This is a genomic window from Streptomyces fuscichromogenes (genome assembly GCF_014645815.1).
In the GTDB taxonomy this organism is placed as follows: domain Bacteria; phylum Actinomycetota; class Actinomycetes; order Streptomycetales; family Streptomycetaceae; genus Streptomyces; species Streptomyces fuscichromogenes.
On the sequence record NZ_BMML01000012.1, the window covers coordinates 52,369 to 69,127 of the forward strand.

15 protein-coding genes are annotated in these 16,759 nt (G+C 72.5%); 9 read left to right on the plus strand and 6 right to left on the minus strand.

Translation table 11 applies throughout. The features are described from left to right. Positions 1–5: 5 nt before the first annotated feature. Positions 6–440, minus strand: coding sequence for a cupin domain-containing protein (locus tag IEZ11_RS25565; protein ID WP_189265215.1), 435 nt, complete (start codon positions 438–440; stop codon positions 6–8). Positions 441–648: 208 nt separating this feature from the next. Here IEZ11_RS25565 and IEZ11_RS25570 point away from each other — a divergent pair, with 208 nt between their 5' ends. Next, on the plus strand, positions 649–1,623 hold the full coding sequence (locus tag IEZ11_RS25570) for a TauD/TfdA dioxygenase family protein (protein WP_189265216.1): 975 nt from the start codon (positions 649–651) through the stop codon (positions 1,621–1,623). Position 1,624: 1 nt separating this feature from the next. Here the strand turns inward: IEZ11_RS25570 and IEZ11_RS25575 are convergent, their stop codons facing one another. Beyond that, positions 1,625–2,659 (minus strand): LLM class flavin-dependent oxidoreductase, encoded by a 1,035-nt coding sequence (locus IEZ11_RS25575; RefSeq protein ID WP_189265217.1) that lies wholly within the window; start codon positions 2,657–2,659, stop codon positions 1,625–1,627. 77 nt (positions 2,660–2,736) lie between these two features. Beyond that, a complete protein-coding gene (locus tag IEZ11_RS25580) occupies positions 2,737–4,239 on the minus strand; it encodes a metallophosphoesterase family protein (RefSeq protein ID WP_189265218.1) in 1,503 nt (500 codons plus the stop codon). A gap of 177 nt (positions 4,240–4,416) precedes the next feature. Here IEZ11_RS25580 and glnT point away from each other — a divergent pair, with 177 nt between their 5' ends. From glnT to IEZ11_RS25615, 7 genes are all read left to right on the plus strand, one after another. After that, a complete protein-coding gene (gene glnT, locus IEZ11_RS25585) occupies positions 4,417–5,745 on the plus strand; it encodes a type III glutamate--ammonia ligase (protein ID WP_189265219.1) in 1,329 nt (442 codons plus the stop codon). Positions 5,746–5,779: 34 nt separating this feature from the next. Beyond that, a complete protein-coding gene (locus IEZ11_RS25590) occupies positions 5,780–6,655 on the plus strand; it encodes a class II glutamine amidotransferase domain-containing protein (RefSeq protein ID WP_189265220.1) in 876 nt (291 codons plus the stop codon). Further along, positions 6,643–7,323: a GltB/FmdC/FwdC-like GXGXG domain-containing protein gene (locus IEZ11_RS25595; RefSeq protein WP_189265221.1), complete on the plus strand. Its 681-nt coding sequence runs from the start codon at positions 6,643–6,645 to the stop codon at positions 7,321–7,323. The genes IEZ11_RS25590 and IEZ11_RS25595 overlap by 13 nt, the downstream gene beginning before the upstream one ends. 94 nt (positions 7,324–7,417) lie before the next feature. Beyond that, the gene (locus tag IEZ11_RS25600) at positions 7,418–8,737 is read left to right on the plus strand and encodes an FMN-binding glutamate synthase family protein (protein ID WP_189265222.1); all 1,320 of its coding nucleotides are present in this window, start codon (positions 7,418–7,420) and stop codon (positions 8,735–8,737) included. Further along, positions 8,734–9,819 carry an N-methyl-L-tryptophan oxidase gene (gene solA / locus IEZ11_RS25605; protein WP_189265223.1) on the plus strand — a complete coding sequence of 362 codons (1,086 nt, stop codon included), beginning with the start codon at positions 8,734–8,736 and terminating at the stop codon, positions 9,817–9,819. The genes IEZ11_RS25600 and solA overlap by 4 nt, the downstream gene beginning before the upstream one ends. A 9-nt stretch (positions 9,820–9,828) precedes the next feature. After that, entirely contained in the window at positions 9,829–10,461 is a 633-nt protein-coding gene (locus tag IEZ11_RS25610; RefSeq protein WP_189265224.1) for a helix-turn-helix domain-containing protein, read from the plus strand. Between the two features lie 102 nt (positions 10,462–10,563). Next, on the plus strand, positions 10,564–11,862 hold the full coding sequence (locus tag IEZ11_RS25615) for an ammonium transporter (RefSeq protein ID WP_189265225.1): 1,299 nt from the start codon (positions 10,564–10,566) through the stop codon (positions 11,860–11,862). Positions 11,863–11,970: 108 nt separating this feature from the next. On the opposite strand, the gene IEZ11_RS25620 is transcribed toward IEZ11_RS25615, so the two are convergent. After that, positions 11,971–12,831: a DUF3592 domain-containing protein gene (locus tag IEZ11_RS25620; RefSeq protein ID WP_189265226.1), complete on the minus strand. Its 861-nt coding sequence runs from the start codon at positions 12,829–12,831 to the stop codon at positions 11,971–11,973. Positions 12,832–13,406: 575 nt separating this feature from the next. Between IEZ11_RS25620 and IEZ11_RS25625 the strand changes: the two genes are divergently transcribed. Beyond that, complete coding sequence (locus IEZ11_RS25625; protein WP_189265227.1) at positions 13,407–14,366, plus strand: SDR family oxidoreductase; 960 nt, start codon at positions 13,407–13,409, stop codon at positions 14,364–14,366. Here IEZ11_RS25625 and IEZ11_RS25630 read toward each other — a convergent pair. Beyond that, positions 14,357–15,394: a helix-turn-helix transcriptional regulator gene (locus IEZ11_RS25630; RefSeq protein WP_189265228.1), complete on the minus strand. Its 1,038-nt coding sequence runs from the start codon at positions 15,392–15,394 to the stop codon at positions 14,357–14,359. The two genes, IEZ11_RS25625 and IEZ11_RS25630, sit on opposite strands and share 10 nt — an antisense overlap. A gap of 191 nt (positions 15,395–15,585) precedes the next feature. Next, entirely contained in the window at positions 15,586–16,668 is a 1,083-nt protein-coding gene (locus IEZ11_RS25635; RefSeq protein WP_229713351.1) for an MHYT domain-containing protein, read from the minus strand. Positions 16,669–16,759: the final 91 nt, after the last annotated feature.

Sequence of the window (16,759 nt, forward strand, 5' to 3'; positions counted from 1 at the left end):
ACGGTCTACTCGAAGTCGCAGCCCGGGTTCGGCACCGACTCCGCGTACGGCGAGCCGTGCGGCAGGACGTACAGCACGTCCAGCACCAGGTCGGTGTCGCCGAGGTTGGCGCCCAGGTGCACATCGCCCGGCCCGCCCGACTCGTAGACGGTGCCGCCCCGCCGGTAGACGCCGTCCTCCCGGCAGTCGGAGTGGAAGTGGCTGAGGGTGCCCTTCTGGACGTACCCGTAGACCGGGCCGTCGTGGTAGTGCCAGCCGGTGGTCTGGCCGGGCGGGACGGTGATCTCCCGCAGGACGTAGTCCGTGTCGCCGACGGTGGTCTGGCTGATCACCCTGCCGGTGACACCGGGTCCGGCGGGGGTGGCGTAGGCGGTGCCGCAGGTCAGCAGAGTGCCGGCGGCCACCGCCCCGGTCAGGGCGGTACGGAGCGCGGTACGCATGTGGGGCCTCCTGAACCGAAGATCGGATACCGTCGCGAACATAGGCCCCCGCAGGGCGTCCCGGGGCCGGAACGGCCCGATCCGGCAGCGGCTCACAACTCCCGGTGGCCGCCCGGGGCGCCGTCGGGCCCGGGTGCTCCCTTCCGCGGTGCGCACCGGGCTGCCAAGATCCTTGCTGGATGGGTACCGACGACCACTCGGAGCACGCATGACGACGGACCGGGGTACGGCAGGACGGGTGACGGGCGTCGCCGAGCCCGAGGTGAGACCCGTCGCCGGGCACATCGGAGCCGAGATCACCGGCGTCGACCTCACCGGGGAACTCGACGAGGCCGTGGTCGGGCTGATCCGGGAGGCCGTGCTGCGCTGGAAGGTCGTCTTCTTCCGGGACCAGCGTCTGGACCACGCCGGGCACGTCGCCTTCGCCCGGCGGTTCGGCGAACCGGTCGTGCTCGGCCGGCGCGGCAGCGCCTCACCCGCCGGCTTCCCCGAGGTGGAGACCACCGCCGACCGGCTGGAACTGGGCGGCCGGTTCGGGATGGAGCACGAGGAGTGGCTCCAGCGGCGCCGGCACACCCTGCTGCGCGGCTGGCACTGCGATCACGGGGCGCGGATCGACCCGCCGGCCGCGACCGTCCTGCGCGCCGAGACCGTACCGCCCTACGGCGGCGACACCACCTGGGCGAACCTCGCCGCCGCCTACGCCGGGCTCTCCGCGCCGGTGCGCGCCTTCGTGGACGGCCTGCGCGCCGAGCACCGCCTCGGCGTCGGCTACCAGCCCCGCCCCGGCGACGACTCCTACCTGCGCCACCTGCTGGACCACCAGGTCGCCTCGGTCCACCCGCTGGTGCGCGTCCACCCGGAGAGCGGGGAGCGGGTGCTGTACGTCAACGGCTACTACGTCGAGCAGATCGCCGACGTCTCCCGCCCGGAGAGCGCCGCTCTGCTGGAGATGCTCCTCGAACAGGCCGTACGGCCCGAGTACACGGTCCGCTTCCGCTGGGAGCCCGGCAGCGTCGCCTTCTGGGACAACCGGGCCACCATCCACCTCGCGCCCAGCGACAACGCCCACCTGGGCCTGCCTCGCGTCATGCACCGGGTGATGCTGCACGGCGAGGTCCCGGTCGGGGTGGACGGCAGGCCGTCGGAGCCGGTGACCGGCACGCAGGCGGGCCGCTGGTGACTCAGCCGGTGGTTCCCGGGCGCCAGCCGAGCGCCGGTCCCAGCCGGGTCGCCAGGTCCGTGAGGATCTGGACGTAGTCCTCGTGCTCGAACGTGAACGGCAGGGCGAAGGCCACCTCGTCGACCTCGCGGAACCCGGCGTGCGCGTGCAGTTGCTCGACCAGTTCCGCCGAGGTGCCCACCAGGTCCGGCGCGAACAGCAGACGCGCCGGGCCCTGCGGTGCCGTGGTACGGGGCAGGCGCTTGGCCGCGTACGCCTCGTACTTGGCGCGCTGTTCGGGTGTGGCGGAGTCGGTGGGGATGACGACCAGGCCCTGGGAGACCCGGGCCGCCGCGCCGTCCGGGTGGTGGGCGCGGAACTCGCGGATGTGCGAGAGCTGGATCTGCGCGAAGTCGTGCGCGTCCTCGGGGCCACCGGCCCGTACGACACTGCTGGTCAGGAAGTTCATGCCGTGCTCGCCCGCCCAGCGAGCCGAGCTCAGGCTGCCGCCGCCGTACCAGAGCCGCTGTCCGAGGCCGGGCGAGTGCGGCTGGACGACGTCGGAGAACACCTCGAAGCCCTCGACCCCGCTGAAGTCGGTGGCCGCCTTGCCCCGGACGAAGTCCAGGAGCCGCCGGACCCGTTCGTAGCCGAAGTCCTCGACGTCGGCGGTGTCCGGGTAGAGGGCCTCCTTGACCTGCTCGTAGTGCATGGGCGGGCCCACGCTCACGCCGGGGTTGAGCCGGCCGCCGGACAGCAGGTCGACGGTCGCCAGGTCCTCGGCCAGCCGCAGCGGGTTCTCCCAGCCCAGCGGGATCACCGCGGTGCCCAGCTCGATCCGGCTGGTGCGCTGCGAGGCCGCCGCGAGCACGGCCACCGGCGAGGAGATGCCGTACTGGAGGTGCCGGTGGCGCACCCAGGCGCTGTCGAAGCCGAGCCGCTCGCCCAGTTCGATGATCTCCAGCGTGGACTCGTGCCCCCGGCCCGGATCCGCGCCGTCGAACAGGCCGATGGTGAGGAAGCCCAGTCTGCGCAGCGGGCGGGGGGTGGACGGCACGGGTCCTCCAGCGGTCGTACGTCAGTTCTGCCCCGATTGTGGCACCCGAACATTGCGGCAGTGTGATCGGCTTCTGATCAGGTCAGGGGGATGGTGATCTCGTCCTCGACCGGCGGGTCCAGCTCCTGCGGACGGTTCCCGGTGGCGGCGAAGCAGCGCAGCCGGACCGCCTCGGGGCTGACGTCCAGACGCAGGAAGCACTTGAAGAAGGGCGGGCTGTAGGTGGGCGAGCCCGGGGAGAACAGCTGGGTGTAGATCTTCTTCACCGGCAGCCGGAAGCGGGCGCCGCGGTCCGGCCGGCTGCCGGCGCCGAGCAGACTCGCGACCAGCCGGGTACGCCGGGTGACCCGGGTGTCCGGGCCGGGGGCACGGCCGGTCCTGATGCCGAGCCGCTCGGCGATCACGGCCGTCGCCTCCGCCTCGGTGAGGGCGAAGAACCGGGGCAGGCGCAGCCGGCGGCCGTACAGCCGGCTGTAGAAGGCGAGGGAGTCGCCGCGCAGCGGATAGCAGCGGAAGTCGTCCTCGGTGACGTTCGCGACCGACACCGGGGGGATGGTGTGGGTGGCGTGCATGAAGGCACCGCCGCCGCCCGCGACCACGTACTGGATGGTGCGGCCGTGCACGTCGACGGGGTAGCGCTGGTAGTTGTGGATGTCGCCGCCGATCGCCGCCACATACCGGTGGGCCGGGTCGCGGACGATGTCGTCGACCGTGCCGCCGCCCTCGATCGGGCACGGGTGGTGCTCGCCGTCCACGTACAGCGGGGAGCCGGTGACGAGGATCTTCGGACGCGGCCCCTTGGACACCTCGCGCAGCCAGGCGCCCTGTTCGGCGTCGACGGTGCCGAGCAGACCGGTGTCGATGCCGACGATCCGGACCGGCCCGGCGTCGATGGCCCAGTACGGTCCCGGCTGTTCGGCCAGTTGCCGCTGCGCCGACCGCAGCTTCCGCGCCTCCGCCAGGAGTCGCTCGTCCGCCGGGCCCGGCCGGTGCCAGAGCAGGGCGCGCCACCAGGCACGGGTGAGCGGACGCGGCCCCGGCCCGGCCGGCAGCGGCGGGGCGTCGCCGCAGAAGACGCGCATGAACGCGCCGAGGTCCTCGTACCAGTCGTGGTTGCCGGGTATCGCGTATATCGGCGCCGGATAGTCCTGGTACGGACGGAAGAACTTGGTGCCGTAGTCGTCGGCGGCCCCGACCGGATAGATCACGTCGCTCGCGATCACCGCGAAGTCGGTGTCCTGGCCCGCCTTCAGGAACCCGGGCACGACGGCGTACTGCGAGGCGTCGCCCTCACCCGTGTCGCCGATCACCATGAACGAGAACCGGTCCGCCTCGTGACGCCGGACCACCTTGTCGGCGGGCGCCCCGGCCGCCGCCTGCTGCGCCACCCAGCGGCTGCGGGTACGGCCGGTCGGGTCGCCGAACCAGGACGCCAGCACCCCGTTGCGGGCCGCCCACAGGGTCTTCGGGTTGAACCAGAACAGCTTCTCGACATGGTCCGGCATCAGTTGCCGGTAGGCGCCAGGCTCGGCCTCGCCCCAGCCGGCGCCTTCTGCGGTTTCGCGTGAGGAGTCAGACACGCGGGAACCGTACATCGATCAACGGGCGGTTCCGGCGCAGGGGTTCGGGCAGCGACGCGGGGCCCGGCTTACGAGGTCCTTCCACGGTGGAAATCGTCCCGTAACGCCAAGCGCGTCTACTCATAGGCAACAACGATTCATAACAGTGGACATCCTGTAGTGAGCAGGGAGGGCCCCATGACGACCGAACCCGAAGCAGCCGCCCCCGATCTCGCCGAAGCGGTGCGGGCCGACGGCGTCGAGTTCGTCCTCGCCGTCTTCGTCGACCTGACCGGCAAGCCGTGCGCCAAGCTCGTCCCCGCCCAGGCCGTCGGGGAACTGCGGGACGAGGGCGTCGGTTTCGCCGGATACGCGGCCGGCGCCCTGGGCCAGCAGCCCAGCGACCCGGACGTCGTGGCCCGGCCCGACGCCTCCTCGTACACCCCCCTTCCGTTCGTGAAACCCGGCCTCGCCCTCGTCCACTGCGACCCGTACGTCGAGGGGAAGCCCTGGCCGTACGCCCCGCGCGTGGTCCTGCGCACCCTGCTGGAGCGGGCCGCCGCGCAGGGCCTCTCCCTGGCGGTCGGTGCCGAGGTCGAGTACTTCCTGGTCAACCGGGACGAACACGGCGTGCTCAGCGTCGCCGACCGCAGGGACAACGCCGCACAGCCCTGTTACGACGCCCGCGGCCTGACCCGGATGTACGACCACCTCACCGCCGTCTCCAGCGCCATGAACAGCCTCGGCTGGGGCAACTACGCCAATGACCACGAGGACGGCAACGGCCAGTTCGAGCAGAACTTCCGGCACGCCGACGCCCTCACCACCGCCGACCGGGTCATCACCATGCGGTACCTGGTGTCGGTCCTCGCCGAACAGCGGGGCATGACCGCCACGTTCATGCCGAAGCCGTTCACCGACCGCACCGGCACCGGCATGCATCTGCACATGTCCCTGTGGCGGGGGAGCGAGCCGGCCTTCCCCGATCCCACCGACACCCGCGGCCTCGGACTCTCCCCGCTCGCCTACTCCTTCGTCGCCGGGATCATCGAGCACGCGCGGGCCCTGCAGGCGGTCATCGCGCCCACCGTCAACTCGTACAAGCGGACCGGCGCCGTCTCCACCCGCTCGGGCGCCACCTGGTCGCCGCGCGTCGCCGGCTACGGCGGCAACGACCGCACCCACTTCGTCCGCGTCCCCGACGGCAACCGGATCGAACTGCGCGGCGGCGACGGCTCCGCCAACCCCTACCTCGCCGCTGCCGCCGCCCTGGCCGCCGGTCTCGACGGCATCGGACGCGGCCTGGACCCCGGCGAACCGGGGGCCGGCGGCAAGGGACCGGAACTCCCGCCCACCCTTCTGCACGCCGTCGAGGCGCTCCAGGCCGACGACGTGATCAGCGGCACCCTCGATGCGGCCGGACCGGGGGTGAGCCGCTACTTCGCCGATCTCAAGCGCGAGGAGTTCTTCGACTGGCACGCCACGGTCGGCGCCTGGGAGCTGGACCGCTATCTGACCGCCTTCTGACCGCCTTCTGAACGGACTCGGGAAGGGACTTGCCATGTGCGGAATCGTCGGGCTCCATCTACGCGAGCCCGCCCTGGAACCACGGCTGGGCGAACTGCTCACCGCGATGCTCGGACAGGTCGTCGAGCGGGGGCCGGACTCGGCGGGGGTCGCCGTCTACGGCGACCCCCGGCTGTCCCCGCCGGGACGGGCCGTCGTCTCGCTGCTCGGGGTCACCGCGGCCGAGGCGGAGGCCGCGCTGCCGGGCGCGGTCGCCGTCACCGCCGACGTCACGACGGTCGTGCACGCGGATCGTTCCGTCGCCGGTCTGCTCGCGGCCGTCGCCGACGGGCTGCCGCACGCCACCGTCATCGGCTCCGGCACCGGCATGGCCGTACTCAAGGGCACCGGGAACCCGGTGGAGTTGGCGGACTCCTTCGGGCTCGCCGGCGTGACCGGCTGGCAGGGCGTCGGACACACCCGGATGGCCACCGAGTCGGCGGTCACCCCCGAGGGCGCCCACCCCTTCTCCGTGGGGCCCGGCCAGTGCCTGGTGCACAACGGCTCCTTCGCCAACCACGCCACCATCCGCCGCGAACTGCGCGCCCAGGGCGTGGAGTTCGACAGCGAGAACGACTCCGAGGTCGGCGCCCGCTTCGTCGCCCACCAACTCGCCCAGGGCGCAGACCCGGAGAAGGCGCTGAAGCTGCTGTGTGAGCGGTTCGACGGCTTCTACACGCTGCTGGTGTCCACCGGCGACTCCTTCGCGGTGGTCCGGGACGCCATCGCCTGCAAACCCGCGCTGGTCGCGGAGACCGCCGACTGGGTGGCGATGGCCTCCGAGTACCGGGCGCTGGACGTCCTGCCGGGCATCGACCACGCCCGCATCTTCGAGCCCGAGCCGGAAGAGGTATACGTATGGCGACGCTGATCGACCTGGCCACGACGCCGGTCCGGGAGCTGAACGCGGCGCTGCACGCGCCGGACGCCGAAGCCGGCGCGTGGCGGGTGCTGAACCCGCGCGGTGCGCATGCCGTCGCCTGCGGCATCCGGGACGACCTCGGCGTCGACATCGAGGGCCATGTCGGCTACTACTGCGCCGGGATGAACCAGCGCGCCACCGTCACCGTGCACGGCAACGCGGGGACCGGGGTCGCCGAGAACATGATGTCCGGCACGGTCCGGGTGCGGGGGAACGCCTCCCAGTCGGCGGGGGCCACCGCCCACGGCGGGCTGCTGGTGATCGACGGTGACGCCGCGGCGCGGTGCGGGATCTCCATGAAGGGCGTGGACATCGTGGTGGGCGGGAACGTCGGTCACATGAGCGCGTTCATGGGGCAGGCCGGGCGGCTGGTCGTCTGCGGTGACGCCGGGGACGCGCTGGGGGACTCGCTGTACGAGGCGCGGATCTACGTACGGGGGGCGGTGAGATCGCTGGGGGCGGACTGCGTGGAGAAGGAGATGCGGGGCGAGCATCTCGCCGAACTGGCCGAGCTGTTGAAGGCGGCGGAGCGGGACGAGGATCCGGGTGAGTTTCGCCGGTACGGATCGGCGCGGACGCTTTATCACTTCAAGGTCGACAATTCGACGGCCTACTAGCGCCGTTGTCGGCTGCGGGACCGTCGTGGCTGGTCGCGCAGTTCCCCGCGCCCCTGACGGGGCGCTACCACTCTGCCCTGTGAGGAGCTGAACGTTGGAACCCGCATCCCATGGCCTGCGTGAGTCCGCCACCTTCGACCGTGCCACCATCCATGCCATTCAGCGCGCCGCCGACACCGGGATCTACGACATCCGGGGGTGGGGGGCCAAGCGGAGGCTTCCGCACTTCGACGATCTGTTGCTGCTCGGCGCCTCCATGTCCCGCTATCCCCTGGAGGGTTATCGCGAGCGCTGCGACACGGACGTCGTGCTCGGCGCCCGGCACGCCCGGAACCCGCTGCGGCTCGCCACCCCCGTGACCATCGCCGGCATGAGCTTCGGCGCGCTCTCCGCGCAGGCCAAGGAGGCACTCGGCCGGGGTGCCAGCGAGGTCGGCACGTCCACCACCACCGGAGACGGCGGCATGACCCCCGAGGAGCGCGGGCACTCCAAGCACCTCGTCTACCAGTACCTGCCGTCCCGTTACGGTATGAACCCCGACGACCTGCGCGCCGCCGACGCCATCGAGGTCGTCCTCGGGCAGGGCGCCAAGCCGGGCGGCGGGGGCATGCTGCTCGGGCAGAAGGTCACCGAACGGGTCGCCGGGATGCGGACGTTGCCCGTCGGCGTCGACCAGCGCAGCGCCTGCCGGCACCCCGACTGGACCGGGCCGGACGACCTCGCCATCAAGATCCTCGAACTGCGGGAGATCACCGACTGGGAGAAGCCGGTCTATGTGAAGGTCGGCGCGACCCGGACGTACTACGACGTGAAGCTGGCCGTGCACGCGGGTGCGGACGTCGTGGTGGTCGACGGCATGCAGGGCGGTACGGCAGCCACCCAGGACGTCTTCATCGAGCATGTCGGCATCCCGACCCTGGCGGCCCTGCCCCAGGCGGTCCGGGCGCTCCGGGAACTGGGCGTCCACCGCGAGGTGCAGCTGATCGTCTCCGGCGGCATCCGCTCCGGCGCCGACATGGCCAAGGCCCTCGCCCTCGGGGCGGACGCGGTGGCCGTCGGCACGGCGGCGCTCATCGCGCTCGGCGACAACCACCCCCGGTACGACGCCGAGTACCGGCGACTGGGCTCCGCCGCAGGCTACTTCGACGACTACCAGGACGGGCGCGACCCGGCCGGTATCTCCACCCAGGACCCCGATCTCGCCGCCCGGCTCGACCCCGTCGAGGGCGGCCGGCGGCTCGCCAACTTCCTTCGGGTGATGACCATGGAGGCCCAGACCCTCGCCCGCGCCTGCGGCAAGTCCCACCTTCTGCACCTCGAACCCGAGGACCTGGTCGCCCTCACCATCGAGTCCGCCGCCATGGCCCGTGTCCCGCTCGCCGGCACGGACTGGATCCCGGGAGCCGGGCTGTGATCGCGGTCGTCGGCGCCGGACTCATGGGCGCCGCCACCGCCTGGCAGCTCGCCCGGCGCGGCCACCGGGTGACGCTGATCGAGGCGTACGACATGGGCCACAAGCGGGGCAGCTCGCACGGCAGTTCGCGGATCTTCCGGCATGCCTACGCCGACCCCTTCTACGTCCGGCTCACGGGCCGTGCGTCCGAGGAGTGGCGGGAGTTGGAGGCGGACGCCTCGACTCCCCTGCTGCGTACGACCGGTGGGCTCGACCTGGGTGAGGGGCGCGACCCCGAGGGGCTCGCCGAGGTGCTGGCTGCGGCCGGAGTGCCGTACGAACTGCTCGGCGCCGAGGCGGCCCGCGAGCGCTGGCCGTACCTCCGCTTCACCGGACCTGCCCTCTACCATCCGGGCGCCGGTGTGCTCGATGCCGACGCCACGGTCGCCGCCTGTGTGCGCAGGGCCGTCGAGCACGGGGCGGACGTGTGGAGCGGGGTGCGGGTCACCGGCGTGGACGTACGGGACAAGGTGCTGCTGCGCACGGCCGACGGCCGCGAGCTGGCCGCCGACACGGCCGTGATCGCCGCCGGAGCCTGGCTGCCCGAACTCGGACTGCCCGTCGCCCTTCCGCGGTTGACGGTGACCCAGCAGCAGGTCTTCCACTTCCGGCAGCGCGAACCGGACGAGCGGTGGCCGGTCCTGGTCACCAAGGACGCGCGGATGCAGACCTACGGCCTGCCGTCGGGCAGCGACGGCGGCCCGTTCCCCGCGATGAAGGTCGCCGAACACGACCGCGGCACCCCCACCACGGCGGCCACCCGCAGCGGCGTCGTCGACCCGTCCTCACGCACCCGGGTGAGCGAGTTCGTCCGCGACCGGCTCCCGGGCCTCGAACCCGAACCGGTCGCCGAGGCGACCTGCCTCTACACCACCACGCCCGACGAGGACTTCGTCCTCGACCGGCACGGCCCGCTCGTCATCGCCTCGCCGTGCTCGGGACACGGGGCCAAGTTCGCCCCGCTCATCGGCGCGATGGCCGCGGACCTCGCCACCGGGCGGGCCGAGCCCCACCCCCGCTTCCGTCTGGACCGCTCGGCATAGGATGCGCCGGTGACCGAGCACCCCGAACCCGCAGCGGACACCGCCGACACCGCCGACACCGACGACAAGGCGCTGGAGCGCGTCATCGCGGTCCGTACCCGTGAGTTCCGGCAGGCGGCCGGGCTCTCGGTCGGCGAGATGGCGCAGCGCGTCGGCATCTCCAAGGCCATGCTGTCGAAGATCGAGAACGCCCAGACGGCGTGCAGCCTCACCACCCTCTCGCGCCTCGCGCGCGGCCTCGACGTCCCGGTCACGGCCCTGTTCCGGGGGCTGGACGACGAGCGCGAGGCGGTCTTCGTCCCGGCCGGGCACGGCGCCCGGATCGTCCGGCGCGGCACCCGGGTCGGCCACGAGTACGCGCAGCTCGGCTCGTTGCGGGGCGCCCACAAGCGGATGGACGCCCTGCTGGTCACCCTCACCGAACAGAGCGAGGTGTTCCCGCTCTTCCAGCACGCCGGCACCGAACTCCTCTACATGCTGGAGGGCGTCATGGTCTACGGCCACGGCAGGTCCAGCTACACCCTGCGCCCCGGCGACGCCCTCCAGTTCGACGGCGAGGCCCCGCACGGCCCCGAAACGCTCGTCGAGTTGCCGATCCGCTTCCTCACGGTGACGGCCTTCGGGGACAGCCCCCAGCACTGAAACCCGGCCTTAATCGGACCCGGACGGGTCTTGTAACGCACACCAAGTCTACTGAGGTGAAACAAAGTTTCTCTCTGTTGGACTTCTCCGTGGAGTGTGCGCATGGACACCGGAAGTACCGCCTGGATGCTCGCGAGTACGGCACTCGTCTGTCTGATGGTGCCGGGACTGGCCCTCTTCTACGGCGGCATGGTCGCCGCCAAGAGCGTCCTCAACATGATCATGATGACGTTCGGGGCCGTCGCCCTGGTCGGCTGCATCTGGGTCGTCTACGGCTTCTCGGCCTCGTTCGGCGACTCGATCGGCGGCGCCGGACTGCTCGGTGACGTCACCGAGTACTTCGGGATGAGCGGTGTCATGAAGGACGACCCGAAGGCCGTCATCCCGCTCTCCGTCTTCGCCGCCTTCCAGGCCCTGTTCGCCGCCCTCACCGCCGCCCTCATCTGCGGCGCGATCTCGGACCGCATCAAGTTCGGCTCCTGGATGACCTTCACGGGCATCTGGGTGACCCTGGTCTACCTGCCCGTCGCGCACTGGGTGTTCGCCTTCGACGGCAAGGGCGTGGTCGGCGGGTGGATCGTCAACAGACTCGGCGCCATCGACTTCGCGGGCGGTACGGCCGTCCACATCAACTCCGGCGCGGCGGCCCTGGCCGTGATCCTCGTCCTCGGCAAGCGCATCGGCTGGCAGAAGGACGGCGGCACCGAACGCCCCCACAACCTTCCGCTGGTCATGCTCGGCGCGGGCCTGCTGTGGTTCGGCTGGTTCGGCTTCAACGGCGGATCGGCGCTGACGTCGAGCAACGCCGCCTCCGTCGTCGTCCTCAACACCTTCGTCGCGACCTGCTCCGCGATGCTCGGCTGGCTGCTGGTCGAGAAGCTCCGCGACGGCCACTCCACCAGCCTCGGCGCCGCCTCCGGCGCGATCGCCGGCCTCGTCGCCATCACCCCGTCCTGCGGTGCCGTCTCCCCGTCCGGCGCCCTCCTGCTCGGCGCCATCGGCGGAGCCGTCTGCGCCCTTGCCGTGGGCCTCAAGTACCGGCTCGGCTACGACGACTCGCTCGACGTGGTCGGCATCCACCTCGTCGGCGGCATCACCGGCACCCTGCTGGTCGGCGTCCTCGGCACGTCCGAGGCCCCGAACGGAGTGGACGGCCTCCTGTACGGCGGTGGACTCTCCCTCCTCGGCAAGCAGGCGGTCGGAGCCTTCGCCGTCCTCGCGTACTCCTTCGCCATGACCTGGCTGATCGCCAAGGCACTCGACAGGACGATGGGCCTGCGAGTCCGCCCCGAGGTCGAACAGGAGGGCGTGGACGCCCACCTGCACGCGGAGAACGCCTACGACCTCACCCACGTGCCGACCACCACCGCCCTGACACCACAGCCCGCGAACGCGGGTTAGGAGACCCCGCCGCAGGCGCCCGGCCCGCTCCCGGCGCGCGGGCCGGGCGACCGCGGCCCGCGCGCCGGTCCGGGGGTGCGCTGCCCGACCGCCGGCACCCGCTCGGCGTCAGAGCAGGACGGCTCCCACTAGGGCTGCCCCCGCGACGACGAGAAGGGCCACGACGTTGACCGCGACGTCCGATCTCAGGGAACGCTGTTCGGCCGCGCGGTTCAGGGTGAAGGTGGTCGGGTCGCCGGGTGCGTAGTGGACCGTGACGTCCCGGCCCCGCGCGTCTGCGGGATCCGGCACCCCTGTCGTGCAGTGGGCGAGGACGGCCGTCCCTTCAGGGGTCGTGAACGCCACGACCGGTGTGAGGGTGGTGAAGGGACTGCCTTCCCCGTCGGTGTCGACGTCCCTGAGCACCGCGACGAAACGGCCCCGGACGGCGATCATCGAGGCCAGCGTCTCCCGACGGCGGCGCGTGTCGCGTATGTTGCCCGGGAGGTACAGGGCGCCGACGACGGCCCACGGCCCGCAGAAGCCGACCAGCGCCCAGGGCCAGCCCCGGTCGATCGCGGCGACGACCACCACCCCGGCGTAGACCAGGAAGACCGCGAAGTTCGGCCGGCCGAGTCCACGGCCGCCGTCCTCGGGGCGGCCGGTGAACCGGAAGGCGTGCGGCCTTCCGCGTGGGTAGTGGACGCCGATCTCCCGGCCCTCCCAGGCGGTGGTGATCGCCTCGCCGCGGTCACCGTCGTTCGTCACGGTGACGTCCTGCCCGGTGGCCGGGTCCCGGTAGGAGACGACCACCGGAATCCCGCCCCTGCGGGATCCGCCGTGTCCGGGCTCGCGGACCCGCTCGATCCGTCCCGTGACCCGGACCGTGCGCCGGGCCCGGGTCATTCCGGCCAGCGACCATCCGTAGCCGAACAGCGCCGCCGCCCCGAACACCGCACACCACAGCGCCAGATACCCGTGCAGCCCCATGTGTCCTCCTCCTGCTCCTGTTCGTCCTCGGTGGGTCAGCTCGCCGGGGCGGTGCGCACCACCTCGCCCCGTCCGTCCGCCGGTGAGCTGCCAGGTCCGCGGGTACGCCGGTCGGGGCGAACACGACCCACAACTGGCTTTCCTGCACGACGACGCTCACGGGGGCGACGGCCGCCTCCCGGGCCGGCCTCGGCGCACCGGCGAGGAGGAGCGACAGGCCGTACCCCACGGGCAGTGCCGTCCCTGTGACGACCAGGGACACGTTCTCGATGACGACACCGACGACGAACGCGGCCAGGGACGCCCGATCACACCGCCCGTCAGGAACCTCCGGGCGAGAGCCGGGGGAGCACCGCGCGCGGGCAGCGGTGCGCCGTCGATGATCGCCATGGCGCCGATTGTGCCTGTTCGGGGTGACGGCCGGTAGATCAGGACGGTATCGCCTTGATCGTCTTCCGACTTCCGCCATGCGGAACCGGGTTCGCCCGGCGCGGCGGCCGACTCGACGGGACGCCCGGGAAGATCCCTGGAGAAAGGTGACGCAATCTGTCACCTTTGGCGGGCACCGTGGTGCCATGGACAAGGACATCACCACCCAGGACACGGGCCGGGAACGCTCCCTCGCCGGCCGCATCGCCCTCGTGGCCGGGGCCACCCGCGGCGCCGGCCGTGCCCTGGCCGTCGAACTCGGCCGCGCGGGCGCCACCGTCCACGTCACCGGCCGCACCACCCGCGGGCACGCCAGCGAGGTCGGCCGGACCACGGAGACGATCGAGGAGACCGCGGAGCTGGTCACCGCGGCCGGCGGCACCGGCATCGCCGTTCCCACCGACCATCTGGACGCCGACCAGGTCCGTGTCCTCGTCGAGCGGATCGGCCGCGAACAGGGGCGGCTCGACATCCTCGTCAACGACCTCTGGGGCGGCGAGCACCTGCTCGTCGGCTCCGTCTTCGGCAGGAAGAGCTGGGAGACGCCGCTCGCCGACGGTCTGCGCATCCTGGACCTCGGGGTGCGCTCGCACGTGATCACCGCGGCGCTCGCCCTGCCGCTCCTGGTCCGCTCGGACGCGCCGCTGCACGTGGAGGTCACCGACGGCACGGCGGCCTTCAACCGCCGGTACCGCGGGAACCTCTACTACGACCTCGCGAAGAACGCCCCGATCCGCATCGCCTTCGGGCTGGGCGAGGAACTGGCCGAGTACGGGGGCGCGGCGGTCGCCGTCACGCCGGGCTTCCTGCGCTCGGAGCAGATGCTCACCCATTTCGGCGTGACCGAGGAGAACTGGCGCGACGCCGTCGCCCGGGAACCGGACTTCGCCATCGCCGAGTCGCCGCACTACCTCGCCCGCGGGGTCGCCGCGCTCGCCGCCGACCCGGACCGGGCCGCCCGCTGGAACGGAAGGTCCGTCTCCAGCGCGGACCTCGCCAGGGCTTACGACGTACGGGACGTGGACGGCAGCCGGCCGGACGCCTTGGCGTACTTCGAGGAGGTCACGTACGGAGGGAAGGCCGGCTCGCCGGAGGACTACCGCTGATCCTCCGGCTCCGCCCCGTACACGGCCGCCAGGGCCCGCGCATGCTCCCGGAAGCGGGCGCGCAGGCCCGCCGGGGCGAGCACCTCGACGTCCGCGCCCAGCCCGGTCAGCTGCCCGAAGGCGACGTCCTGCGACTCCACCGGCAGGTCGAGCGTGACCTGCCCGGCGGCGTCCGGCGCGGCCGCGGACGCCAGCGCCTCGGCGACGCCGGCCGGGTCCACCACGGAGGGCAGGCGCCGCAGGCCGCACTCGGTCAGACGCACGGTGACGGTCTCGCGCAGCAGCGCGCGGGCGAACCCGGCGGCCTGGTCCCGCCAGTGCGCGGCCAGGTCGAAGGAGGGGGCGCGGACGAAGGGTTCGTCGGCGCCCGGGGCGGGGCGGAGCGCCGTGACACGGTCGACCCGGTAGGTGCGCCAGGCGCCGTCCCGGCCCGTCGTGCGCTCGGCGGGGACGTGGCCCACGACGTACCAGACGCCTGCCTTCAGGACGAGTCCGTACGGTTCCAGCAGGCGCGTCACCGTGCGGGACGGCGAGCCGTCCCGGCCGGGCCGCGCATAGTCCAGCTCGACGGTGCGGTCGGACCACACGGCGCGGGCCAGCTCCGGGAGCAGCTCCGGCGCCGACGGTTCACGGAACCAGGCCGGGGCGTCCAGGTGGAAGCGGCGCACCGAGGACTCGGCCGCGGCACGCAGCGAAGGCAGCAGGGTGGCCGACAGCTTCAGCCGGGCCGTGTCCGCCGCGCCCGACAGACCGAGGTCGCTCAGGGCCGTGGGGAGTCCGGAGAGGTAGAGCGTCTCCGCCTCGGTGGTATGGAGCGTGGTGAGCCGGGTCCGGTGGCCCGGCGCCAGGTGGTAGCCGCCCGCGCGGCCGCGCTCGGACCGGATGGGAACGCCGGCCTCCTGCAAGGCCTGGGCGTCGCGGATCACCGTACGTCTGGAGACGTCCAGTTCGCGGGCCAGGGCGACGGCGGTCAGACCAGGGCTCGACTGGACGAGAAGCGCCATACGGATCAGACGGGCGGCACGCATGGCTCAAGGATCGTGGACCGGCGCATCGGCGTCACCTCGCTCCACGAGAACCTCCCCCCGCGGCCGACCCGTCTTCGCCGTCCCGCCCGCCGCGGGATGGGCGAACCCGCAGCCGGTCGGGTCCTCGCCGCCGGTGCGGGCACGGAGCCGGCGGTCCCCGCCCGCTCCCCGTGCCTCCTTTGCCGGGCCGGTCACCACTCGTAGGGGTTCGAGGGGGCGCCGTACGGATCCTGCGGAGGGCGCACCGGGCGATGAGGGGTGCCTGGCCGGCCGGGCGGGCGCGGTGGCGGCTGGGTGGGGATGCCGAACTGGCCGGTCGCGCCGGGTACCGGGCGGTTCCGGGTGCCGTACCGGTCGGTGGCGGACGGCGTGGGGTGCGTCGCCGCGCCGTACCGGTCCGTGCCGCCGGGTGCCGGGCGGGCGTAACGGTTCTGCGGAGGGCGCCCGCCGCGCCGTACCGGTGGACGGGGGCGCGCCGCCCAGGGCGCCGTCGACGGCGGACCGTTCTCCGCGGGTGCCCGGCGGTCCCAGTCCCCGTCGCCCAGGACCAGCAGCGGGTCGAACATCACCACCACCCCGGCCAGCAGCAGGAACACGGCCGGGCCGAGCAGCATGGGCAGCAGCAGCGAGGTCGGTGACGCGCTCGACCAGGAGGAGGTGGAGGCCTGGTGCACATCGACGCTCACGGCCGCCATGGCGGTGTAGTGCATGCCCGACACCGCCAGGCCCATCACCAGGCTGGCGCCCAGACTCGCCGTGAAGCCCCGCACCGACACGGCCGCCCACAGCGCCGCCGTGGCCGCCGCGATCGCGATCAGCACGGAGAGGCCGACCGTCACCGGGTCGTAGTGAATCGTTCCGTCAAAGCGGAGCGCCGCCATGCCCAGGTAGTGCATGGCGGCCACGCCGAGGCCGGTGATGACGCCCGCCGTCCAGAGTGTTCCCGCGCCCGCTCCCCGGTAGCCGACCGCGAAGACGCCGATGCCGACCACGAGGATCGCCACCGCCAGACTGAGCAGGGTCAGCCCCGTGTCGTAGCGGATCGTGGTGTCCTGGACATGGAAGCCGATCATCGCGATGAAGTGCATCGTCCAGATGCCGCAGCCGATCGAGGCCGCCCCCAGGGCGAGCCAGCCGGGCCGCCACGACTGCCCGTGGTGGTACAGCGACCTGACGATGCAGCGCAGCCCCAGCGCCCCGCCCAGACAGGCCATCAGATAGGCCGCGACCGGAGTCACCGCGCCGTAGTGGAAACCGTCCGTCGTGCCGTGCATGTATGCAACTCCCCCCAGAGCCACGGCTGTTGTGGGGGAAGGTACTACGCGCCGGGGGCGGGCCGCCGGGACTTCGGCCGCCTGGGGGCGG

Coding starts and splice junctions, on each gene's coding strand:
- IEZ11_RS25565 (WP_189265215.1), bottom strand. CDS start 440: ATGCGTACCGCGCTCCGTACCGCCCTGACCGGGGCGGTGGCCGCCGGC.
- IEZ11_RS25570 (WP_189265216.1), top strand. CDS start 649: ATGACGACGGACCGGGGTACGGCAGGACGGGTGACGGGCGTCGCCGAG.
- glnT (WP_189265219.1), top strand. CDS start 4,417: ATGACGACCGAACCCGAAGCAGCCGCCCCCGATCTCGCCGAAGCGGTG.
- IEZ11_RS25590 (WP_189265220.1), top strand. CDS start 5,780: ATGTGCGGAATCGTCGGGCTCCATCTACGCGAGCCCGCCCTGGAACCA.
- IEZ11_RS25595 (WP_189265221.1), top strand. CDS start 6,643: ATGGCGACGCTGATCGACCTGGCCACGACGCCGGTCCGGGAGCTGAAC.
- IEZ11_RS25615 (WP_189265225.1), top strand. CDS start 10,564: ATGGACACCGGAAGTACCGCCTGGATGCTCGCGAGTACGGCACTCGTC.
- IEZ11_RS25620 (WP_189265226.1), bottom strand. CDS start 12,831: ATGGGGCTGCACGGGTATCTGGCGCTGTGGTGTGCGGTGTTCGGGGCG.
- IEZ11_RS25625 (WP_189265227.1), top strand. CDS start 13,407: ATGGACAAGGACATCACCACCCAGGACACGGGCCGGGAACGCTCCCTC.
- IEZ11_RS25630 (WP_189265228.1), bottom strand. CDS start 15,394: ATGCGTGCCGCCCGTCTGATCCGTATGGCGCTTCTCGTCCAGTCGAGC.
- IEZ11_RS25635 (WP_229713351.1), bottom strand. CDS start 16,668: ATGCACGGCACGACGGACGGTTTCCACTACGGCGCGGTGACTCCGGTC.